The organism is Pseudoalteromonas luteoviolacea (assembly GCF_021654285.1).
GTDB lineage: Bacteria > Pseudomonadota > Gammaproteobacteria > Enterobacterales > Alteromonadaceae > Pseudoalteromonas > Pseudoalteromonas luteoviolacea_J.
Genome location: NZ_JAKFZS010000001.1, coordinates 164,164 through 185,614 on the forward strand (window position 1 = coordinate 164,164; position 21,451 = coordinate 185,614).

At 41.2% G+C, this 21,451-nt stretch carries 18 protein-coding genes; 7 read left to right on the forward strand and 11 right to left on the reverse strand.

The features are described from left to right. Window positions 1-162: 162 nt before the first annotated feature. A complete protein-coding gene (ftsH, locus tag L1077_RS00490) occupies window positions 163-2,100 on the reverse strand; it encodes an ATP-dependent zinc metalloprotease FtsH (protein WP_237135133.1) in 1,938 nt (645 codons plus the stop codon). A gap of 67 nt (window positions 2,101-2,167) precedes the next feature. Beyond that, complete coding sequence (rlmE, locus tag L1077_RS00495) at window positions 2,168-2,797, reverse strand: 23S rRNA (uridine(2552)-2'-O)-methyltransferase RlmE (protein WP_063360652.1); 630 nt, start codon at window positions 2,795-2,797, stop codon at window positions 2,168-2,170. Window positions 2,798-2,881: 84 nt separating this feature from the next. Here rlmE and yhbY point away from each other — a divergent pair, with 84 nt between their 5' ends. Continuing rightward, window positions 2,882-3,178 (forward strand): ribosome assembly RNA-binding protein YhbY, encoded by a 297-nt coding sequence (gene yhbY / locus L1077_RS00500; protein WP_237135134.1) that lies wholly within the window; start codon window positions 2,882-2,884, stop codon window positions 3,176-3,178. 18 nt (window positions 3,179-3,196) lie between these two features. On the opposite strand, the gene L1077_RS00505 is transcribed toward yhbY, so the two are convergent. After that, entirely contained in the window at window positions 3,197-4,351 is a 1,155-nt protein-coding gene (locus L1077_RS00505; RefSeq protein WP_440589526.1) for a serine hydrolase domain-containing protein, read from the reverse strand. Between the two features lie 224 nt (window positions 4,352-4,575). On the opposite strand from L1077_RS00505, the gene L1077_RS00510 reads away from it, so the two are divergent. The 4 genes from L1077_RS00510 (at window position 4,576) to L1077_RS00525 (ending at window position 9,192) form a co-directional block, all read left to right on the forward strand. Beyond that, complete coding sequence (locus tag L1077_RS00510) at window positions 4,576-5,379, forward strand: hypothetical protein (protein ID WP_237135135.1); 804 nt, start codon at window positions 4,576-4,578, stop codon at window positions 5,377-5,379. Between the two features lie 143 nt (window positions 5,380-5,522). Further along, window positions 5,523-6,230 carry a response regulator transcription factor gene (locus L1077_RS00515; RefSeq protein ID WP_237135136.1) on the forward strand — a complete coding sequence of 236 codons (708 nt, stop codon included), beginning with the start codon at window positions 5,523-5,525 and terminating at the stop codon, window positions 6,228-6,230. A 99-nt stretch (window positions 6,231-6,329) separates the two neighbouring features. Then, window positions 6,330-7,643 carry a sensor histidine kinase gene (locus L1077_RS00520; RefSeq protein WP_237135137.1) on the forward strand — a complete coding sequence of 438 codons (1,314 nt, stop codon included), beginning with the start codon at window positions 6,330-6,332 and terminating at the stop codon, window positions 7,641-7,643. Between the two features lie 202 nt (window positions 7,644-7,845). Further along, window positions 7,846-9,192, forward strand: coding sequence for a sodium-dependent transporter (locus L1077_RS00525; RefSeq protein ID WP_237135138.1), 1,347 nt, complete (start codon window positions 7,846-7,848; stop codon window positions 9,190-9,192). A 46-nt stretch (window positions 9,193-9,238) separates the two neighbouring features. Here the strand turns inward: L1077_RS00525 and L1077_RS00530 are convergent, their stop codons facing one another. Together L1077_RS00530 and L1077_RS00535 are read right to left on the reverse strand one after the other, a co-directional pair. Further along, window positions 9,239-9,685 carry a GNAT family N-acetyltransferase gene (locus L1077_RS00530; RefSeq protein ID WP_237135139.1) on the reverse strand — a complete coding sequence of 149 codons (447 nt, stop codon included), beginning with the start codon at window positions 9,683-9,685 and terminating at the stop codon, window positions 9,239-9,241. A gap of 20 nt (window positions 9,686-9,705) precedes the next feature. Then, complete coding sequence (locus L1077_RS00535) at window positions 9,706-10,449, reverse strand: sporulation protein (protein WP_237135140.1); 744 nt, start codon at window positions 10,447-10,449, stop codon at window positions 9,706-9,708. 193 nt (window positions 10,450-10,642) lie between these two features. Here L1077_RS00535 and L1077_RS00540 point away from each other — a divergent pair, with 193 nt between their 5' ends. Together L1077_RS00540 and L1077_RS00545 are read left to right on the forward strand one after the other, a co-directional pair. After that, the gene (locus L1077_RS00540; protein ID WP_237135141.1) at window positions 10,643-12,211 is read left to right on the forward strand and encodes a cation:proton antiporter family protein; all 1,569 of its coding nucleotides are present in this window, start codon (window positions 10,643-10,645) and stop codon (window positions 12,209-12,211) included. Window positions 12,212-12,500: 289 nt separating this feature from the next. Further along, window positions 12,501-12,785 carry a hypothetical protein gene (locus L1077_RS00545; protein ID WP_237135142.1) on the forward strand — a complete coding sequence of 95 codons (285 nt, stop codon included), beginning with the start codon at window positions 12,501-12,503 and terminating at the stop codon, window positions 12,783-12,785. Window positions 12,786-12,857: 72 nt separating this feature from the next. On the opposite strand, the gene L1077_RS00550 is transcribed toward L1077_RS00545, so the two are convergent. The 6 genes from L1077_RS00550 to ilvY form a co-directional block, all read right to left on the reverse strand. Further along, complete coding sequence (locus tag L1077_RS00550; protein ID WP_237135143.1) at window positions 12,858-13,835, reverse strand: sterol desaturase family protein; 978 nt, start codon at window positions 13,833-13,835, stop codon at window positions 12,858-12,860. An 82-nt stretch (window positions 13,836-13,917) separates the two neighbouring features. Then, window positions 13,918-16,137: a TonB-dependent receptor family protein gene (locus L1077_RS00555; protein WP_237135144.1), complete on the reverse strand. Its 2,220-nt coding sequence runs from the start codon at window positions 16,135-16,137 to the stop codon at window positions 13,918-13,920. Continuing rightward, window positions 16,130-17,446 carry an imelysin family protein gene (locus L1077_RS00560; RefSeq protein ID WP_237135145.1) on the reverse strand — a complete coding sequence of 439 codons (1,317 nt, stop codon included), beginning with the start codon at window positions 17,444-17,446 and terminating at the stop codon, window positions 16,130-16,132. Before L1077_RS00560 ends, L1077_RS00555 begins: the two co-directional genes overlap by 8 nt. A gap of 87 nt (window positions 17,447-17,533) precedes the next feature. After that, complete coding sequence (locus L1077_RS00565; RefSeq protein ID WP_237135146.1) at window positions 17,534-19,369, reverse strand: DUF4856 domain-containing protein; 1,836 nt, start codon at window positions 19,367-19,369, stop codon at window positions 17,534-17,536. 300 nt (window positions 19,370-19,669) lie between these two features. After that, window positions 19,670-20,377 carry a winged helix-turn-helix domain-containing protein gene (locus L1077_RS27530; protein WP_237135147.1) on the reverse strand — a complete coding sequence of 236 codons (708 nt, stop codon included), beginning with the start codon at window positions 20,375-20,377 and terminating at the stop codon, window positions 19,670-19,672. Between the two features lie 64 nt (window positions 20,378-20,441). Next, on the reverse strand, window positions 20,442-21,335 hold the full coding sequence (gene ilvY, locus L1077_RS00575) for an HTH-type transcriptional activator IlvY (RefSeq protein WP_237135148.1): 894 nt from the start codon (window positions 21,333-21,335) through the stop codon (window positions 20,442-20,444). Between the last annotated feature and the right edge of the window lie 116 nt (window positions 21,336-21,451).

Here is a 21,451-nt window from a genome sequence, read left to right on the forward strand (position 1 = left end):
CTTGTATCTAAGTATACTTTAGCTGCCCCTTCCAGATTATTGATTAGATTCACTAAAAATAAAGTTAGCCAGAGAAAAAGCAAGTGTAAAGTAAATAAAAGATACAAAAAGGCCCCGAGATAGCTCGAGGCCTGAATTCCTACAGTGCTATTTTACCTTTGATTAAGGCTTATCATCAAGCTCTGTGTTCGATTGAGGTGGAATTTCTGAGTTAGACTCTTCTGGTTGAGTCGTTGAAGCACCACCATTTAAACCACTATCTTTGTCAGATTTACGGTCATGCGCATCTCTTGGTGGACGTACTTCTTTTCGTTCCATCAAGTCATCAATTTGACCCGCATCAATCGTTTCATACTTCATCAACGCATCTTTCATTGCATGAAGTATGTCCATATTATCTTTTAAGATTTGCTCAGCTCTATCGTAGTTATTGGTAACAAACTTTTTGATTTCAGCATCGATCAACTTGGCTGTCTCATCCGACACACCTGCTAAGCGTGAGCTGCCACCGCCCATATACATTTCGCCTTGCTCTTCCATGTACATCTGCGGACCTAGTACAGGGCTCAGACCCCATTGTGTTACCATTTTGCGAGCAATATCCGTTGCACGTTCGATATCGTTACTTGCGCCGGTTGTTACTTTGTCATCACCATAGATAATCGCTTCTGCAATTCGACCACCATACAAGCTAGATAGCATCGATTCTAAATGCTCTTTAGAATGACTAACCCTATCCTGCTCAGGTAGATACATCGTCACACCTAAAGCTCGACCACGAGGGATAATAGAAACCTTATAAACTGGATCATGCTCAGGGACTAATCTACCAACAATTGCATGGCCAGCCTCATGATATGCAGTCATCTCTTTTTCTTTCTCGGACATGACCATTGACTTACGCTCTGCACCCATCATGATCTTGTCTTTAGCTGCATCAAATTCTGCCATACTGACTTTGCGCTTATTACCTCGAGCAGCAAATAACGCGGCTTCATTTACTAAGTTAGCTAAATCAGCACCTGAAAAACCTGGTGTACCACGCGCAATCAAAGACGCCTCAACATTTGAATCAAGTGGTACTTTACGCATGTGTACATTTAGGATTTGTTCACGGCCTCTCACATCAGGAAGTCCTACAACAACTTGACGGTCAAAACGTCCAGGTCTCAATAGCGCTGGGTCTAAAACGTCAGGTCTGTTTGTCGCAGCAATTACGATGATACCTTCATTGCCTTCAAAGCCATCCATCTCAACGAGCATTTGGTTAAGAGTCTGCTCACGTTCATCATGACCCCCGCCCATACCTGCGCCACGCTTACGACCGACTGCGTCGATTTCGTCGATGAAGATAATACATGGTGCTGCTTTCTTAGCCTGCTCAAACATATCTCGAACACGCGATGCACCCACACCAACAAACATCTCTACAAAATCTGAACCAGAAATTGTAAAAAACGGTACTTTTGCTTCACCAGCAACAGCTTTAGCAAGTAACGTTTTACCTGTACCAGGAGGACCTACCATCAATACCCCTTTAGGGATATTACCGCCAAGCTTTTGGAACTTTGACGGATCACGCAAGAAGTCAACAAGCTCTGTTACGTCTTCTTTTGCTTCATCACAACCTGCTACGTCGGCAAACGTCGTTTTGACTTGGTCTTCACTCATCAAACGAGCTTTACTTTTACCAAACGACATTGCGCCTTTGCCGCCACCGCCTTGCATCTGACGCATGAAGAAAATCCATACACCGATTAACAGCAACATTGGGAACCATGAGATGAACACATTCGCCAAGAACGATTGCTCTTCTGGTGCAACGCCTTTCACGTTTACATCATTTTTTAGCAAATCATTAATTAGGTCTTCATCATATAACGGCATGATCGTTTGAAAACGTTCGCCATTGCTTTTAATCCCTGAAATAGTGCCAGCTGTACGATCTATATTTGCTTCTCTAATCGCACCACTACGCACTTCTTTTACAAACTGAGTGTAACTTGTTTGACGATCAATTTGCTCGCCACCATTGAAACTCTGAAACACAGTCATAAGCACTACTGCAATGACTAGCCAGAGAATTAAGTTCTTCGCCATATCGCTCAAGGGGTTAACCTCTTGTATCCAATTTATTTAAAATCATCTTTAATGCACCACAACTGTACTACAGTTTGTATCCTGTCGCCACTATATATACTTCACGTGACCTTGGTCGAGACGCTTTTGGTTTACGGATCTTTACAACTTTAAATGCATTACGCACTTCCTGTACAAATTGATCAAATCCTTCGCCTTGGAAAACTTTGACTGCAAAAGCACCATTAGATTTAAGTACTTGGTGGCACATATCCAATGCTAACTCAACCAAATACATGCTTCCAGCTTGGTCTATCACATTGTTTCCACTCATGTTTGGTGCCATGTCTGAAAAAACAACATCAATATTTTTTCCACCAATGCGGTCTAACAACGCCTCAAGTACGCTCTCTTCACGGAAGTCACCTTGTAAGAATGCGACGCCCGGTAACGAATCCATAGGGAGAATATCACATGCAATAACTTCTCCTTTATCACCAACTTGCTCAGCCAAATACTGCGACCAACTTCCTGGTGCAGCTCCCAAATCCACAACATGCATGCCTGGACGAATTAATTTGTCTCGTTGTTGTATCTCTTCAAGCTTAAATACAGCCCGTGAGCGATAACCACGCTTTTGTGCTTCATGAACAAAAGGGTCATCTACATGCTCTTTTAACCAGCGCTTAGAGCTCGCTGAATGTTTTTTATTTGCCATATTCACTGTAACTCATTAGTAATCTTCTTTAGATGGCGTTAGAATAACGAGAATTCAAGCCTTAATTTAGTAAATTGTACCAATATGACTTTATCAAATAAACAAAAGCAGCACCTTAAAGGGTTAGCTCACCCTCTTAAACCTGTCGTTCTACTCGGTGGTAACGGCTTAACAGAGGGCGTATTGTTAGAAATTGAACAATGTTTAGAAATCCATGAATTGATCAAAGTTAAAGTCCCTACTAATGACCGTGACACCAAGCAACTTATTTTTGATGCCATTATTCGCGAAACTGGCGCGCATAAAGTGCAATCAATCGGTCACATTTTAGTACTTTATCGTCAAAGTGAAGAGAAGAAGATTATTCTTCCTCGTAACTAAACATCATTTACAGAGCCGCTAACGCGGCTCCTCTCCTCTTACGACAGCAATTGCATCGCGAATAAAGTTAGTAGTCAACTGATTAATTACCCCACTCTCTGCATTAAGTAATAAACTAAATCCAATACCTAAATACGGGATCACGACCACATCTGTTCTGTAACCTTGTACCCAGCCGCTGTGATAATATAAAGTCTCACCTTCAAAATCATAAATTCGCCACCCCAATCCGTAATATGCATGATCGACATACTTGCGCCACACCCTGCGTTTCAGTTCACGCTTGGTCCGAGTAAAGGGACGAGATTGAATCGTCAAAGCATCCAATGACAAAACACTCGGGTAAGCGCCTAGTTGTGCTTTTAACCACGTGACCATATCTTCAGCACTCGCATTAACACCAGCTGCCGGTGCAACTTTATAATAATGCTTTTTTAGTCTTGCTGTATGCCAGTTTTTGCGCCCTTTCACGTGCGGTAATGCGTAATTGTCGTTGCTCGTCATATGATCAAAGCCAAGGCCCGCGTCTTTCATACCCAACGGCTTAAACATAAATTCATTCAACCAAGTTTCGTAGCTTAACCCCGTCGCTTGTTCGATAACATTACCCACTAAGCTAAACATCACATTTTGATAGCCATAACAAATGCCTGGTCGGCAGAGGCTTTCAACTTTGAGCAATCTGGGGTATATATCTTGGTAAGACATACGTGACTCAATCAAGTTGTCATAGGCATTGGGCACTAAACCACTCGAGTGACTTAATAAATGATAAACTCGTAATGATGAATATTGGCTATCTAAGAAAATTGGAAGGTAATCAGCAACATACTTATCCAAATCTACACGATCTTCAGCAGCTAATTTAGCCGTCAATGATCCAGCAAATGTTTTTGAAACAGACGCTAATCGAAAACGCGTTTTACCGTTAACCTTCTTTCCATTCTTAACTTTAGTTCGACCGTAGCCTTTCGCTAAGTCTCCAAACTCCATGTGGGTAATACTCAAAGCAGCACCAGGTACCGATTTTTCTTTTAGTTTTCGCTGTACTTGCTTAGAATAGTCGCTGACAAAATGCTCCCACGCTTTGGCTCTGTCTATCTCATTACTTTTTACAGGCTGAGATAAAACCATCAACATCAGGCATTTTGAAAATATAAATAGTGACTTCATAATGACTCAGTTCATTAACACGCGATGTTATGGTATCACGTAAGTTGCTGTCTCACGACATACATTAATTTAAAGCGCTAATCTTTTTGTAGAATAAAGTTAAATTATATAACGAGTTACAATCTTGAACATTTTTAGACTGTATCTGACCAATGATTACAAGATAGAATTTAGCACATTGACTTTACATGATAATAAAGAAAAGTAATTTGAGGTATTTAATAATGCGAGTAATCATAGGCGCTATTGCTTTAACAGGGCTTACTGGTTGTATGCTATCACAACCACTTGCACCAAAGTTGAGTACACCTCCTAAACCACTATTACAAAAGTCTGTATTCCAAATAAGCTACAGTAGCGAACTTGAGTCTGCCCGCATTAAGTCTGTTCAATTACCCGCCCATGCCGTCAAAAAGCTTGACTCCGTGTACATCGATACAAGTAAAGTCACAATCACAGATGGCCTTCACAGCGCTTTGGTGGATATTCTGAGTGAAAAAGGCTTAATTGTTGATGACCATCAAAACACAGATTATCGATTGATCATTCAGCAAATCGACCTTGCATACGGCAAAGACAAAATCTATGTTTTCAACAAACCCACCTTTGACCATCCATATATCGCGAAAATATCGCAGACTATGCCAACAAAACAGTGCAGCAATATCACCGCTTCTTTAAGTATGCGATTAACTCATAATCAATCCTCGGATGTTGTTTGGTTTGCCAAATCTTCAGTTGATAGTGCCGGGTTTCAAGGCATACCTATGCAGTATACGTTTACCGAAACACAGCGTATCACTAATGAGCAAGAGGTCATGGAATTTATTGCAGAACAAAATACGGATGAAGCTAGGCAGCAACGATATCAATCAGCAGTTGATATCCCAAAATACATTGTGGAACCGACACAAACACCTCTTATCAAGGTTGCAGGGGCATGTGAAGAAGAAGAAGTACGCGCACTCACACCAAAAATGCTGTTAAAGTTAACAAAAGGCCTGGTTGATAAGTTAAACGTGCAATAATCAACAAACTCATACACTTCATTACATTTTTTAAGCCAACAATAAATATAATTGGCGCAATAAAAATAAAAAGTTAGTATGGTTTTATCAAAAAGATTTGCCTCATTTACATGGGCATTTATATGATTTAAAGGAGCTTGTTTATGGAGCAATACGGGACTATTTTACTGGTAGAAGATGATGAGTCACTTGCACAATGGGTTGCGGATTATTTAAATAACCAAGGCTATGATACGAAGTGCTGTCATCGTGGTGATGAAGTTGTAGCCATGGTAAAGCAACTCAACCCGGACTTAGTACTACTCGACATCATGCTACCCGGTCAAGATGGAATAAGCGTATGTAGGGAGCTGAGACAATTTTACAATAAGCCAATCATCATGCTAACAGCAAAAGATGAAGAAATGGATGAAGTCATTGGTCTAGAAGTTGGAGCGAGCGACTACGTAATTAAGCCAGTAAGACCAAGAGCGCTCCTAGCTAGAATAAAAGCCAATGCCCGAGCCGCGCAGGAATCAAGCAACAAAGAACAAAAAAATAGCGCGCTTTTGGCTGTGGGTAATCTCAAAATTGACACACAATCGCGAAAAGTATTGGTGGCGGAAAAAGAAGTGGTTATCTCCAGTGCAGAATACTTACTGCTTCATTTTTTGGCCTCTAACGCTGGGGAAGTCGTTTCAAGAGATGCAGTCTTTAAAGCGACCAAAGGTCGCGAGTATGACGGCTTGGATCGCAGCGTGGATGTCCTAATTTCAGCGTTGCGTAAAAAGTTTGATGATGACCCACAGAACCCTGAAAAAATTAAAACCATCTGGGGGAAAGGGTATTTATTGGTACCATCAGCTTGGTAGTATTACGTAGCTTAGGATCCTAACTAGGCTACAACATACCTTGATTACTTTATATCTCTGTTTTAAACAGCTCTACGTTACTCTCATTGGGGCTTAAGAATGAGAAAGCTATACCTTTCGCTACTTACCGGTGTCATCATCTCTATTATTCTTTTAGGATGGCTAATCGATACGTTCAGTGAGCAAACTGCTCCAGACGAAGACAATTTTTTTTGGCAAGCTAAATTGCTTGTTGGTATTGCGAACCAAGCTGGCAATACGCCCATTTCAGCGCGTACAGACTTTATTAAGCAGGCAGGTGAAGACTTTGATCTTAAGATCGAGTATCACTCCGGAGCCTCTCTTGCTCTGCCTTTTGAGCTCACAGAGCAAATGCACCGACCTCAAGGCCTACTGATAGATTCAGATGAAGGCTTTTTTTACTTACTTAAATCCACACCTGCAATAAAACCTGATTACATAGAACTGCAATTAGAAAAACCACCGGAAGGTAATAGCTATGATGTGCTACTCACCTTGGCTTTTTATTCCGGTGTTTGTGCGTTTATGTGGTTTGTTTTAGCGCCACTCGCAAAAAGACTGTCAGTACTCACTCACGCAGCAAAGCAGTTTGCAAGCGGAAACTTAGACACAAGAATCGAAGTCAATCATTTTACTTACATCAAAGATGTGGAACTCACGTTTAACCGTATGGCCAATCAAATTGAAAAGTTGCTTGCCGAGAACAAACTCATGGCCTCTAGCCTGTCACATGATATAAGGACACCAGTTGCCTGTTTGAGGTTTGGGTTTGATGCTGCACTTGATGAAGATGATATAGATGAGGTACATCATTTACTCGAACGTATGGAAAAAGATTTAGATCAAATGGAAGATATGCTCTCCAGCTACCTATCGTTCGCTACATTGGAACAAAAGTCCCACCTGTTAAAGTTTGAGCCCATCACACTTAAAGGTTACATATCTGATATTATCACCCAAATGCACCCTAAAATGTCAAAAAATGGACTTACTGCAAATATCTCAATACAACCAGAGCTTATCATGGAAGCTGATCTGCACTGGCTCGCTCGTGCGATTTCAAACCTGCTCAGCAATGCCTGTGATTTTGCTCAAATGCAGCTATTTATTAGTGCAAAGTTACTCGACCACGAAATCGAAATAACCGTAGAAGACGATGGTCCGGGTATCGAGCCTGAAAACTGGAGTAAAGTATTTAACCCATTTTTTCAGGAACAAGGGCACCGTAATAGAGCCGGTAAAAGCTATGGGTTAGGGCTTGCGATTGTTTCTAAAGTTGTCGACTGGCATCACGGCCAAGCCTCTGTAAGTCGATCAGAATTGTTGGGGGGCGCTAAATTTACATTGACTTTACCCTGTAAAGCAGTCTCTCAAACTGTACAGAGCGACTGACATTCGTTAATGGATAAGTAAAAATAGTTATTTTAAAACAGTGAGTTGAACAGTTTTTTAATGAAAAATTCTGGATACTGTTCTCCACGCTGTTTTTTCCATCAAAAACTTGTGCTAGATCAGTGCAGATAAACCTTTTTATTTCGCCTCAATTACAGTAGATTGTTGCGGCCGTCTTCAAAAAAAAGAGAAATATAAAAACATGAGCAGTATTCGAGGAGAGTTTAGTTCTCGGTTTGGATTTATAATGGCTGCGGCAGGCTCTGCAGTAGGTCTAGGCAATATTTGGGGGTTCCCTACACAAACAGCAAGTAATGGTGGTGCTGCGTTTGTACTAGCCTATTTAGTGTTGGCCTTTTGTCTTGCATATCCGGCTTTGATGGCTGAGCTAGTGATAGGACGCCATGGTCAAGCAAATGCAGTGACCTCTTTGCAAAAGCTTGCGAATAACTCAATACAAAAACGTTTTGCATTTATCGTGGGTTTCGGCGGTATTATTTGTTCTGGCTTAATTTTAAGTTTTTATGCGATTGTCGCAGGTTGGATGTTCAGTGCCACTTTGGAACCTATCGCAGTGATCAGTGGTAGCGAGTCGGCCACTTCTTGGCTTGGCGAGCAATCTCTATCAAGAAACCTGATATTTACAGCTGCATTTATCCTTCTTACTGTCGCCATCATCAGTAAAGGTGTTGAAAACGGTATCGAGAAGTGGTCTAAACGCCTTATGCCAGCACTGCTGTTTATACTCTTCGCTTTAATCGCCTATGTCTTAACACAAGACGGTGCAATGGAAGGCGTTAAGGCCTATTTGGTCCCTGACTTTGGTTCAATTTTAGACCCTAATTTATTGGTCAGTGCGCTTGGACAAGCATTTTTCTCATTATCACTTGGTACCAGCGTGATGATCATTTATGGCTCTTACATCAGTAAACAAGAAAATTTAGTGTCTCTTGGCGCTTACGTTACGCTTATTGATGTATTTATTGCATTTGTTGCAGGCATGCTGATCATACCTGCCATGTACGTTGCACAGGCACAAGGTGTCGAAATCTTCTCACAGACAGGTGAGTTGCTTTCTGAAGATACACTTGTTTTCCAAGTGCTTCCTGCTTTGTTTGACAGTATGGGCGGCATCGGTATTTTTATTGGCTTTGCTTTTTTCGCACTGATGAGCATTGCAGCACTTACCAGCTCTATCTCAATGTTAGAAGCACCGGTTTCCTATGCTGTTGAAAAGTTTGCTTTAGCGCGAGTTCATGCGACGAGATTAATTGGTGTGATTGTCAGTGTGGTAAGTGTCACTATTATACTGAATTTCAATAGCTTATTTGGCTTCGTAGTACAGTTGACTACACAATTTGCCCAACCGCTAATTGGCATGTTGTGCTGTGTCTTCGCTGGTTGGATTTGGCACAGAGGCAAGCTGCTTAACGCCATCAAAGAAGGCAATGAGTCTGTAGAAAACAGCTTCTTTTGGAAGATTTGGCCTTGGTATATTAAATTTGTCTGTCCGCTGGCAATCGCTTTAGTTTTCATTAATTCACTATAAAAAAAGGCGCATATGCGCCTTTTTTATTCATAATTACTAAGGTGAATTACTGAATGTATTGCATATCAATATGCTCAATCCCATCCTCTAAATAAGCTTCACCAATACTTTTAAACCCAAGTTTTTGATAAAACGTTTGTAAATAGGTCTGTGCAGAGATCTCAATCTGTTTACCAGCGTAACGAGATTGACAGGACTCAATCGCCTTCTCCATCAATGTATATGCAATACCCCCGCCCCTCGCTGCTGGTGAGATGAGTACACGCCCTATCGCAGCTGTATCATTGCTTTTCAGATAACAGCGAGCATACGCTTTCACTACTGCATCATCAGATAACACAATATGCAGCGTCGAGGAGGCGCGATCTACTTCATCGATTTCAGGATAAGGACACTGCTGCTCAACAACAAAAATATCAACGCGTAGTTTAAATACTTGAAAGAGCTCATCATGACTGAGCTCATAAAATGATTTGATTTTAAACTTTGTCATTGGCGACACAGTGCTCAACATTAAGCAAACAGTCGTTCCAACTGATCACAAATGCGCGACAAGTTGACTTGATCATGTTCAATCGTTAAATCTACATAACCATCACTTCGAAAAGCACGGTCCAGTTCAATTAGCACATGCGTTTTGTGCGCCTCAGGTACAAAAGACAGTTCAACTTCTTGTAAACCAAACACAGAGCGACTGCTTGGACGATATTCAATTTCTTGGTAGCAACCAGAAATTGACTGGAAGCTCGATGCTCGCAAATAGCCTTTTTCAACATCTGCTTTAACCAATTGAAAGCCCAGCTTATCCATGGCACTCAACACTGCTTTAACTGCTTCATTAGGGTAAATATGCAAAGCATCTTTATCTGATGGGTCAAGCGCAAGGTCTATATCTAAGCCCGTTTCAAGCCACACATGGCAATGATTGTAAGGGGCGTTAATTTGCGTTATTGGTGTTTCTGAGTGTAAACGTGCTTCAAAAGGGATCACCTTTTGTTCACCTGGAGAAATCGTAAACTCTTCAGGAATACGCCACTTTTCAATGACATGGTTTGTAAAGTACTCGCCATCATCATTCTCCACTTTTACTTTGGTCATTAAAGCGAGCTCTAAACCTGAGATTTCTTGTTCTACATCACCGCCCATCACGATAATTTGAGCTTGAAACTTCTGACCAGGGTGTAAATGTTCCGTTTCTAATACAGTATCTACTTTTGCTGCACCTACTCCGACAGATGCTAAGAGTTTTTTAAACATCATTACTCCTCTCGAGGATGTTCCGTTAAGGCATCTTAAACACATTTATTACAGCTTGTCAGTGAAAATCTGCCTATTTTTGATAAATATAGCTTTGTTTGAACACAACATGCACCATACTTTTGTCCAGAAGAGATTTATAAACTAGCTCGATTTGATAGAATCGATGCACCAAACACTACCAGCGTAACTTATGGAACTACTTTATTTTGCAATTGCTTTCGCGTGTGGTTTTTCAATTTATCAATTAAAGCTACCACCTTTGATAGGATTCTTAATGGCTGGGTTTATTCTCAACCTGATGGGACAACAAACAACACCTCTGCTCTCTCAATTAGCCGATCTAGGTGTCACAATACTGTTATTCAGTATCGGATTAAAATTGCGAGTGAAAAACTTGGTAAAGCCACAAGTTTGCGCTCCCGCAACGTTGCATATTGTTTTAAGTAGTGCTTTTTTTGCCTCTCTGTTACTGCTTTTATGTGTCTTCAATTTACCCCTATTTAACGAACTCGACTGGCAAAGTGCATTACTAGTCGGCTTTGCATTTAGTTTCTCCAGTACCGTTTTTGCTGTAAAAGTACTTGAAGAACGTGGTGAAATGGCCAGCTTACACGGAAAAATTGCCATCGGTATTTTAGTCATGCAGGACATCTTTGCCGTCGTATTTTTAGCGATCAGTACCGGGAAAATGCCAAATATTTGGGCATTAGGTTTAATCGCTGGTTTATTTATATTTAGAAAAGTAATGTTCTGGGTACTTAGTCGCTCAAAACATGGCGAGCTACTTCCTCTATTTGGCTTTTTCTTCGCGCTGGTTGTCGGCTATCATGCCTTTGAATTTGCAGGCTTAAAAGGCGATCTAGGCGCATTAATTATCGGCATGATATTCGCACCACATAAGAAAGCCAGTGAGCTTGCTAAATCCTTACTGAACCTTAAGAACGTGTTGCTTGTCGGGTTTTTCTTAAATATCGGTTTAAACGCCAGTATTTCTTTAAACGCATTCCTCATTGGCTTGCTGCTCGTATTGGTATTGCCTGTTAAAGTCATGCTCTACTACGTATTGACGAATATGTTCAGACTGCGCGCACGTACTTCACTGCTCAGCGCCTTTACACTCTCAAATTACAGTGAATTTGGCCTTATCGTCTGCGCAGTGGCTGCAAGCTCTGGGTTGATTGCACCTGATTGGCTTGCTGTCGTCGCCATCGCAGTATCAATCACGTTTATTCTGGCCTCACCGTTGAATAAACGCGCCAACGAAATATACGTTAAGTTTGAGCATTTACTACAAAAGTTTGAAAGCCCGAAGCGCTTAGAGGAAGAGCTACCCGTTAATTTGACCGACACGCGGATCGTCATTTTTGGTATGGGCAGAATTGGTACTGGTGCGTATGAAACGATCCACTGCTCTCATCCAAACTCGGTTGCAGGGATAGACATTAAACCGGAAGTCGTCGACAAACATATTAAGCGAGGCCGAAGAGTGTTGCTTGCTGACGCAACCGATCCAGACTTTTGGCAACGTGTAAATCACTCGAGCGTCGAAATGGTTATGCTGGCCATGCCAAAACACATGCAAAATATTTACGCATTAGAGCAGCTTCAAGCGTCAGGATATACGGGACAAGTAACAGCCATTGCCAACTATCCGGACCAACAAAAGGAACTGGAAGACATGGGCGTGCATTCAACTTATAACTTCTATCTTGAAGCTGGTAGTGGTTTCGCGGAGCACGTAAAAGAAAAATTATTCTAAATCCTCTAAATAGTTCTTAGAACCCCTAAAAGGTACTAAGAACTATTTTTATTTCCCTGTCATATAGTTACATCTAGACGTCCAAAATCATCATCGTTTTTTAGCGCTTTTTGTAATAGTGCGATTTACAAAACTTTACATCGAAGTTAGTAATTAGACATCGAAACAGAGTACACTGGCTGTGTCAGTTAGAGAGAACTTCTCTAATTTTTTGTACTTAAATCTGATACTTAGTATCCTCTTTTGGGAACACTTGAGGATCCGAGTAAGAATATTTATGAGGGTTTGCATGAGCAAGAATAAGTTAAATTCGCACTTTCCAGCAGCAGTTGACGACGTCAATGCAGGCCCGTTTGCCGATATACAAAAACGCTTAGATGATATCCAAGATTCCGGTATGACAGCGCTGGCAATTCGTAATATTTTATTTCAGAAAATGTTGGATTTACATGCTGTCCCTGACGACCACTATTTACGTAGTGAATCAACGCCTGAGCGTTTGGACGACCCAAGCCTAATTGCAAAGCTAAATGATCTTGGGTTTTATCGCGCTTCTTCACGTGTGATGCACTAAAAACCGATTTTTGGAGAGCCTACTCTCTCCTAAAATAGGCTGGCCATGCCCGTCGCCAGCCTACCTTCTTTCCTACTGATTATCTTGTTTTTTCCTAATAAGTACGTTAGGCATTAGTGCTTTTACTGCACCAACCACAGGCTTGTAATAAATTGCCCATAGTGAGTCATGACCCGCGTCGTATTTTCCTACCCCAATAGAAATACCTTTCGCCTCTGAAGCACGTATCAAGCTGCCAGCCATACGGTCCCATATAGCCAGTGCCGAGCCGATATTTGTATCAAAGTGCTTTGGATTGTCACTGTGGTGAATTTGATGCTGTGCTGGACTTATCACCCACCCTTCTAGTTTATCACCCCAGCTAAACCAGATATGGGAGTGACGTAGATTCGATCCACAAATGTTAAACACAAAAACAAACACATTTGCACCTAAAATATCAAACATACTCAGCGCTGAACCAAAAAAGAAATAGCCAAGCCCCACCACAATCCCCTGCGTAAGCGCCATACGACAGGCATAAAAATAGCTTTCTATCGGATGCGAACGATAAATGGTAAATGGGGTAAGTACCTTAGCCGAATGGTGCACTTTGTGAATTTCCCACAAGCAAGGGATTTTATGTAATGCCAAATGAAGTAAATAACGCGTCAAATCATCAATAAGAAATAGCATCAATGTAAACACACCAACCACAATAAACGGAGGCCACTGTAAATGGAGGGACGGGCCAAATAATGCTTCTAGCGCATCTGAAATACCAATGGCTACTGGTACCATGGTTAAGACGATAGGCGTGAAGGTCAGCGCCTTTATGATGCGATTAATAACAAACAGTCCGTAGTCTTGCTTGGCACTATCGTGAAGCCAAACAGACCGAGGAAACAAAAAGTGCCAAAACCCTTTAACAGAGCGCGATTGGTTAGTTGCATAGTAAATGAAAGACGCCATCACCACAGCCGATGCTAAGTACAACCAAAAAATACGCTTATTGGCATCAACTAAATATCCTGGCAAGGTAGATATACTTTGCCAAATCGTCTCTATCATTAAATTTACTCACTCCAATTTTATTCAAAAAAGGCCACATAATGCGGCCTTATAGTGTTAAAACTGTCTTCATAAATATCTGTTAAAACTGATATTTGTACCCTACAGTCAGCTGCCTAGGCTTTCCAGGGCGCGCACCGTATGGTCTGCGGCTAACAATTTTATCTTCATCAAGTAGGTTGTCTACTTTTAAATATACTTGGCCATAGTTATCGAAGTCATAGCTTGCTGATAAATCAACCGTAGTCGAAGACGGTACTTCCTGACCTTCTAGGTATAAAGTAAACTCTTGCGTCCCTTCAGTCCAACTTCGACCCGCAGCTTCTGGCATAGCGCCAATGTACTTAACCGCCAAAGACGTGCGCCATTTCTCCGCACTCAAACCAATGTTAAAGCTTACTTGATGCTCTGGCAAATATGGTAGTGGGTCGCCATTTCTTACTTCACCCCATTGGGCAAAGGATGTACGGCGATCATTTTTGAACTCACCTTTGGTATAGGTGTACACCAAACTGTAAGGTATATCCAATTGTAAATTCAGAGGATAACGCTGAGAGAACTGTGCTTCAAGACCATATACGTGAGCAGCGCCACCATTAAACTCTGCATCTTGTTGCGTGCTATCACCACAGTTCGACTGACCACAGCTTTCTTTTAAATTACTATAGTCGTTGAAAAAGCTCACCACTTCAAACTCAGTTACACCATCATTAAAACGGCCACCAAATTCATAGTTGGTACTTTTTTCAATTTCAATTTCTGACGATTGCGCTGGCGATGCTGGTGAAAAACCACGGTGAATACCAAACAATAAGCCAGCATCTTCACTCAGTTGATAGAAACCACTCAAACCTGGTAGCCAGATCCGAGTTGTTTTATCCTGCCAATCGTCTGGGTTGTTATTATTTTGGTAATGCATGTCCATAAGCTCACCACGCACACCCACACCTAAAGTTAAGGCGTCAAATTTCACTTTGTCTTCAATATATACAGACAAGGCTTCAGTATGCTCAGTGTTAAGTGTTGTAAAGCGCTTACTGTTTTCAACCAAGGTCGAGACACCTGATTTCATCTCATAGCTTTCTTCAAAATGCTTACGCTCGATTTCATCTTCATGCAGTCTCAAACCAAACGACAGCTCATGATCAAAATCAAGAAACTTAAAAGTAAAGTCACCATCGATTTGTAAGCCTTGAGAATAGTATTCCCTATCGTTTGTGCCCATTGTCAAAAAGTTGGCTGCACCCGGTACGACTGAGTCTTGTTCACCTTTAAGAATCTCAAACAAGCGTTGATTATCATCCGCATCTGGATTTAATAAAATCTCTTGTGGCGATTTACCCTCAATACTATTTAACTTCAACCACGCACGTTCATAGTCGTTGCGATACAAGCGTGTTGTTAAACTCAAGTTGTCACTGCTCATACTGTGAGTAAACATCACTTGCTGATGCTCAGTGTCCATTTCAGCTGGTGCAGTCGCCGCATATCGACGATAAGGATTTTCAGCAAAATCCGCTTCTGTTAGGCCAAGGTAAGTCTCATCAGATATCTCATCTGCGTAACTTAATTTCAAGCCAAAGTTATGCTCAAAGTCACCTTGCTGTAATCTGTAGTTAAACTTAGCTAAAAAGTCATTTTTATCAAAACCGGTATCGCCACCGCCATCAAGCTCTTTAAAACCATCAGCCTGCACATTTACAGCTTCAAATAAAAAGCCAACATTGTTCACTACTGAGCCAAAATAGCCATGGGCTTTAGTATACCCATCGCCGCCAGCAGCGATATCAATTGCACCCTCGGTAAATTCAGGTACAGAGCGTGTAACCAAATTAAGTGCACCCGCGATGGTTTGTGGGCCATGCTTGATAGCTGCAGGTCCTTTAAACACTTCAACCGCTGTCATACGGGTTGTTTGTGGGAAGTAATAAGCAGCTGGCGCAGAGTAAGGCGCAGGGCCTATTAGAACGCCATCTTCCATGATCGTAATTTTTTTACTACGCTCTGGCGTCACACCACGAAAACCAATATTAGGACGAAGCCCATATCCATCTTCTTCACGAATATTCACACCGGGTACAGACGAAAGTACACGATGTATATCATCATACTCATACTCGCCCAGCTGTTCTTCGGTCAGCAAAGTCGCAGAGCCAGCTTCTGTTCTTAGTTTGTCATAATGGCTAATAATTTGGATATGTTCTATATCGTCTTTCGCGGTTTCATCAGCGAAAGCACTTGGTAATGCAACAGCAACCGCTACTGCAAGCAATGATTTATTCATACGTTTGTACTTAGTCATTATCACCTGCCGATGTTTGAGGTAGTTCTAAAGCTAGCTTGTTGATGAAGTCATTTTTAAGTTCATCTGTCACATCTTTGACCTTATCATGCACATTTGTTACAGAAGCTGTATTGTTTTCAACAGCATCTTTCAAAGACCCATCAATTGCCAATAGAGCAGTTTCTGCTTCATCTAACCCTGTTAACATGCGCTGCTTCACATCAGAGCCTTGCTCTGCATCTAAAAAGTCGTCAAAGCCTAAAGTATTATCTGTATTACTGCCTTCACCAGTAAAAATCTGCCTAAATGCGCGGATATTAGCAAGTAAGTTTTCTTTTGAGAATTCGGCGATTTCAGACTCAACGTCTTGTGCACAAATATTCGAACCACAGCTGTTCGTGAATAGACCTAAAGGTTCACCCAGCTTTTTATCTTTAAGTTCTTTAGTCATGTAAAAGAGTGCTGTTGATATTTCATTCAACGCAAGGTGCGGCGTTTCAAACTGTGAACCTGACTTACCCGCATTGATAAGTTGATTCGCAAAGCCATTATCGCCCTGCCAACGCGATAAAATTACGACACTAGTATCAACAATATCGCTGGCTGCTGTATGAGCAAACTCACAACGAGCCGTCTTACGCTCATTCACTGTCCTAGCATTCCATGGCGCAAGCGCGGCATTTGCAAAACTACAGTTATGATCATAATTGGTGTTAAATAATGCGTGTTCTATGGCCATTAAACCTTTACGATCTGATGTACGCGCTTTGATATCATATGGTTTACTGGTGTCACCATTGATGAAGCCATCTTCATGATAAACAATATCTTGGTCGATGCTACACAAAGCACCACCGGCTGGCCATGAATAAATATTGTTTTTTAACTGCTTACCATTTTCTAATAGTGGACCTACTTGCATAAGCTCAACGAATTGCCAACTGGCCATCGTTGCACGCCAGCTAACCTTAGCTTGCTCGTGAAGATCTGATGCATTATCACTCTGTGCTTTCTCTGCCGCACAGTACTCAGCAATTTCTGACTGTTGTACTTTTGCAAATCTATCAAATTGCGTCAGTGCTGGTGTCAATACATTATTTACTAAATTAGCGACCAGTGTAGCCTCATCAAATGATGTTGGAGTCGTTGGAGACGTCGGCGACGTTGGTGACGTTGGTGACGTTGGTGACGTCGGCGTAGTCGGATTAGTCATGCCATTACCGCCGGCAAACTCAGAGCCTGTTGTGCTTGAACTACTCTCTCCGCAGCCAGTTAATAGCAAAGTGACAGCCACAGCAACTGCACTCAGTGGGGTTAACACTCTCATTGTGTCTCTCTTTTTTGATACCTATAAATAAAACAAAAGGTTAGCTACTTAAGTAGCTAACCTTTACGTTATAAATAATAAAACAGATTACCAGTTAACAACATTATCTGCATCAAACTTATATGCATCAGCAATGATGTCTCGTGCTTTTTCTAAGTCAGCAATATAAGCATCAACATCAGCAACATTAAGCTTAGGCGCATCACCCATTAGCCTGTGAATTTCTTTGAAGTTTTCATCAGTAATTGGTGAGTGTGGATTGAACTGTGAATTCAATGCAAAGCCTTTCATTTCAGACCAATGCTTAGCAACTGCATAGAACTGATCTGCATTGTATTTACCTTCTGCGATATCTTTCAGATCACCATCGTCGTGGCTGATTGTGTCATTGATATAATGTATAACAGTTGCAGCGATTGATTTTTCCCAGTAAAGAAGCGCTTGGTCACGGTACTTTTTAAGCTCAGCTGTGTCTTCAGGTGACCACTGGTCGATATTGGTGCCTACGTTTTTATTGATGATTGCACGACCATTAATAAATGCGATTTGCGCTGCTGCACTGAAATCAGTTGGGTTTGCATTGCTTTTTGTACCACGGTCACGCTTCGCTGCATTTCCTGAGTTACCAAAGTTGTACTCTGATTTCAGATCTATGCCATTTTGACCATCAAAGTCGTTGTAACTACCTTTAAATGCATCACGGCCACTCTTACCTGCAATCTCATCATCTGAGTACTCAAGGTAGTTGATTGCTGCGCCAAAGTAGCCATAAGCTTCATCCCACTTATGCTCCATGTCTGTGTAGTTTTTGTCAGCATCAACTTCTGCGTTCTGCGCTGGAGAGATCTCTGTGTTGCCATTTGGATTGTTGAATAACAACTCATCCATATAATCGTCCGCACCTTGAGACAGAGATACAGCACCATTTAAGTGCTTTTGAATAAGCTGTGCAAGGTCTAAACCTTCAGGCGTTACATATAGCTTTGTAATTTCAATGCTGCCGTCGTTATGAGCAGCAAAGATTTTAGTACCACCATTAGCTGTTTCTACTTGCTGTTTAATTAGATCGAAGTAGTACTCAACTAGGCCATTTGGTGTTTTTTCAAATGTGCCAAAATCAGTCCAACCAACGAATGATTCACCATCATTCCATGTTTTGTTCATTGGAGACGCATCACTACCAGCAATCTTACCGCCAGCACCCGCTACAGTTTTCTTACTGCTGATTTCGCCCAAGTTGCTTTGCGCTACACCCTTACCTTCGGTAAACGTGAAATCAGAACCATGGAAACTCTCATCTTGCGCTAAAATGAAACCTTCAGCTTTTGCAAATATAGTATTACGGTCCTCAACACTAGCATCTGTGGTTAATTTACCAAGAAGAGACTTTGACTCAGCCATCGCTGCGTGGCGAGACGTTTGACCCGAATAAGAGACACTTGAGGTACCCTCATTTACGAATGCATATAGGTTTTTACCTGCTGTAGGTTCCATATCTGTAATTGCAACTTCGATTGCCTGCTCTACTTTTTCGCCAGCAGAATCAGTTGCAGTTACCGTTAATGCTACTTTTTGATCAGCTTCTTGCTCGAAGTTTAGCGCGTTAAACGCTTTAAGCTTTAACTTACCTTCAACAACCTCAAAACGTCCATCACTCACTGTATAATTCAGCTCAGCGACTTCATCGCTATCATCTGCAAACGTGACACCTGTAATTTCAGCGCCCAAAGTGTCTTCCATTACACTTGCACTTTCAACAGTAATAGTTGGTGCTTTGTTTGAAGGAGTCGTTGGGGTAGTCGGAGTCGTTGGTGTTTCTGGAGTATTTACTGTGTTGTTATCGCTACTAGAGCCACCACAACCTGTTAAACCAACTGTAGCTGCTAAAATTGCAGTTGCAAGCAGAGACTTTCTTAATGCCATTAGACGTCTTCCTATGAAAATTATTTGTATTTGCATTCTCTTAACGGGCAAAAGTATACACCCACCTAAATAGGAATCAATATTGTTTGCGTTGCTAAGAGCATACTGATTAATAGGTGGAGGTAAGACTAACTATAGAAGAGATAATGAGAGTCACTAACATTAAAACTGAAATATTTTGTAACAACCTGTTTTGGAAGAACTTTAATATTTTAAATACAAATTATAGAATATTTTGTTATATATTTTTCACAGAGTTTAGTTGATTTATAGTTCGAAAAATTCGAACTATAAATTTATTTACCATGCTTCTTTGACAAACAGATATCCCTGACGCCACACAGTTTTTATCTTTTGCGGGCTCGTTGCATTGTCACCTAGCTTTTTACGAAGACAAGATACCCGTACATCTATGGTGCGGCTATTGATTTGGTAACCTTGCCCAATAATTTTTTCATAAATTTCTTCGCGGCTGACCACTTTTGGCGCTTGGGATGCTAACAACCAAATTAGATCAAATTCGTGCGTTGTCAAACTCACTCGTTGATTTTCATGCATCACTGTGCGCTCATCTCCTTTAATCGTTAGCGCACCAAAAGAGAGCTCTTTATTATTTGTACTATTGTTTAGAGATTTAACAGATTGGCATTTGCGAAACATCGCATCAAGGCGCGCTCGCCACAACCGGGGCTTAGCATGAGTTGCAATCACATCATCTGCACCTAACTCAAGTAGCAGGCTTTGAATGTCATCGTTATTATCTTCTACAGACACAAAAACAGGTACTTGATAGTAACTTTTTAACGTATTAATGGTATCGAATTTTGCACTGGTTGCAATTGCTTGGTCAATCACAATACTACTTACTATTCCTTTACTACTTTTTTGATTCACATGATCTAAACTTTCTAAAACCATTGTTTGCACATCAAATCCTTGATCTTTAAGTGCAGCTTGTGGCACAGCCAGACTGTTACTTTTACTCTCTGCGATCAGTACGGTACGCACTACCTACCTCTGTTCAATACACCAATTTTTTTGCGAGTCTACTCCTCTTACCTGAACACCAGCTTTACGAATTAAATATTCCCAAAGATACCGAAAACAATTTATTTATTACCGGATCTTGAAGGCGTTTTTTCTTTGTTACCAAGCCGATATCAATTTCTTCGGACTGTAAATTTAGCTGCTGAACTTGGTTTTTAAATGGGCTTTGTGACAACACAATCTCCGGAATATAGGCTACACCGAAACCTAAGCTTGCCATGGCAACCATGGCTTCATGACCGGATATGTGTGCATAGACTTGAGGCTGGATCGACATGCGTTTAAAGAAATTGTCAATTCTTTCCTTAAGTACGCCCTGCTCAGGGACTATAAAAGGCAACTCCCCCCACGGCAAATCACTTTTATTGTGCTTATCCAACAACTCAGTTAATGGGCAAGCCATTGTTGGCGCAATAAATACCAGCCTAGAACGACCAATTGACTGATACTCAATACCTTGAGGTAGTGAAGCGGGTTTGACAGCCACAGCCACATCCGCCAAATCACCTTGTATCTGGGAAAGAGAAAAAGCGGGATCGCCCGTCATCAAATTTAGTTCTACCTGAGGAAACTCTTTGCGATAGCGCGCAAACAGATCATAAATGAAGCTATATGATGCTGTTACAGAGCAGTATAAACTGAGCTCGCCAGTTAATGGCTGGGACTCATCTTGGCATTCACTTTTAAATTGACGCCAGCTTGCCAAGGTCGCTTGCGCATATTGAACAAATGCCTTGCCTTGTGGTGTCAAAGACACACTGCGATTGTCTCTGATAAAAAGTGGTGCACCTACCTCATTTTCTAATTGTTTAATTTGGCGACTTAATGTCGGTGGGCTGATATAACAGCGTTCACTTGCTCTAGTGAAATGCAAAGTATCTGCCAAAGCTAAAAAGTAGTTCAGTTGCTTATGATCCATCTAGGCACCCTATCTTTCAAAATATGAAATACAATAGTTTAAATATATCATTTTACGCAAGTACAAGATCTCACTATCTTAGTTTTAACACAAACAAATCACATTAAGACGACAAA